The organism is Streptomyces sp. SID3212 (assembly GCF_009865405.1).
GTDB lineage: Bacteria > Actinomycetota > Actinomycetes > Streptomycetales > Streptomycetaceae > Streptomyces.
On record NZ_WWJY01000924.1, the window covers coordinates 1 to 1,557 of the forward strand.

At 75.9% G+C, this 1,557-nt stretch carries 2 protein-coding genes; one reads left to right on the top strand and one right to left on the bottom strand.

All coding sequences use genetic code 11. The features are described from left to right. Positions 1-335: 335 nt before the first annotated feature. Positions 336-1,271 carry a hypothetical protein gene (locus tag GT042_RS27545; RefSeq protein ID WP_161311424.1) on the bottom strand — a complete coding sequence of 312 codons (936 nt, stop codon included), beginning with the start codon at positions 1,269-1,271 and terminating at the stop codon, positions 336-338. A gap of 9 nt (positions 1,272-1,280) precedes the next feature. Between GT042_RS27545 and GT042_RS27550 the strand changes: the two genes are divergently transcribed. Next, a partial coding sequence (locus GT042_RS27550; protein WP_161311425.1) for a hypothetical protein occupies positions 1,281-1,557 on the top strand: 277 nt, incomplete at its 3' end.

Consider the following 1,557-nt stretch of genomic DNA (forward strand, 5'->3'; position numbering starts at 1 on the left):
CCCGCGGCCTCGGCCGTGACGCGCGCGTCCGCGTCCCGCGCCGCCGCCGCCAGCGTCGCCTGGACGCGCTCCTGCCCGACCAGGTCGTCCCATACGGTCATGTGCCGCCATCACCTCCGTGCCGTGCCGGTGTGTGTGCATGCCGTACGGCGCGGGGGTGCCGTATGCATGCCGTACGGCCCGTGGTGTGCCGTACGGAATCCATTGTGGGGCCGGGGTCTGACACTCCCGGCCCCACCAAGATCATCCGCAGGCCGATCCGCGCATCCGCGAAGATCCGCCGGACACCGCGAACCCCGCCCTCCGGGCGGACGACCCCACTTCGCGGACACGCCCTAGCGGCGCCGCCGCCGTCCGCCGTTCTCGTCGCGGTCGTCGTCGTGCGGGCCGAGCAGCTCGTCGGCCAGGGTCGGGAGGTCGTCCAAAGGAGTCTCCTCCGCCCAGTCCGAACGGCGGCGCGGACGCTCCGCCTCCGGCGGCGTCTGCGCGTATCCGGCCACCGGCCCCTGTCCGCCGTCCGGATACGGCTGCGGCAGCTCGCGCGTGCGCTCGTTGGCGCTCTCGGCGCCCGCCGGATCCGGCGTCTCCTCACGGAAGAAGCCCGGCGGCACCCTGTCCGCCGGAACGGCGTCCTGTACGGGCCGTACCGGCGAAAGGACGGCCGTGTCGTCGGTGGCGCGCACCTCGCGCGCGTCCCTGGCGTCCCGTCCGCCCCGGGGGTCGAGCGTGCCCGGCGCGTCCCACGACTGGCGCGGATCACGCGGATCCCGTGAACCCGGAGCGTCCTGCGGACCCGGCGCGTGCTGCGAACCCCCGGCCTCCGGCGAGCCGTCCCGGCCCCGCGAATCCTCGGCGTCCTCCGCGACCTCCGCGTCCCCCGAATCCGCCGCGTCCTTCGAATCCGCCGGATCCCGCCGGTCCTCCGCGTCCCTCGGGCCTTCGGAGTCCCCCGACCCCTCGGAGTCCCGGCGATCACGCGCGTTCCGCTCCCCCGGCCGGTCCGCCGCCGGGTCCTGCTGCCCGTCCCGTACCTGCGGAATCACCGCCGTCTCGTCGGCCGCCGGATCCTGGATCCGTGGGATTACCCGGGTCTCGTCCCCCGCCGGTTCCTGGACCTGCGGAATGACCGCCGTCTCCTCGGCGTCGGAGCCCGCCGCCGGCTTCTCGTCCGCCGGCTCGGGACGTACCGCAGGGACCTCGCGCGTCTCCTCGTCCGGAGCGAACTCCGGCTTCTTAAGGAAGCGCGAGCCCGGCACCGCCGGTGTCGCCACCGTGGTCTCGTGCGGCGGGTACGCGGGCGGCTCGGAACGCCCAGCCTCTACAGAAGCCTGCGCGGCAGCCTCGGCCGCCTCGCGAGCAGCAGCCGCCTCCCGGGCCGCACCCTGACGCGCCGCCTCCTCAGCGGCAGCCCTCTCCGCGACGACCCGCTCAGCAGCGGCCCGCTCGGCGACAGCACGTTCCGCGGCGGCACGCTCAGCCGCAGCCCTCTCGGCCGCGGCACGCTCCACAGCGGCCCGCTCGGCCGCGGCCTTCGCCGCCGCCGCACGCCCCGCGGCC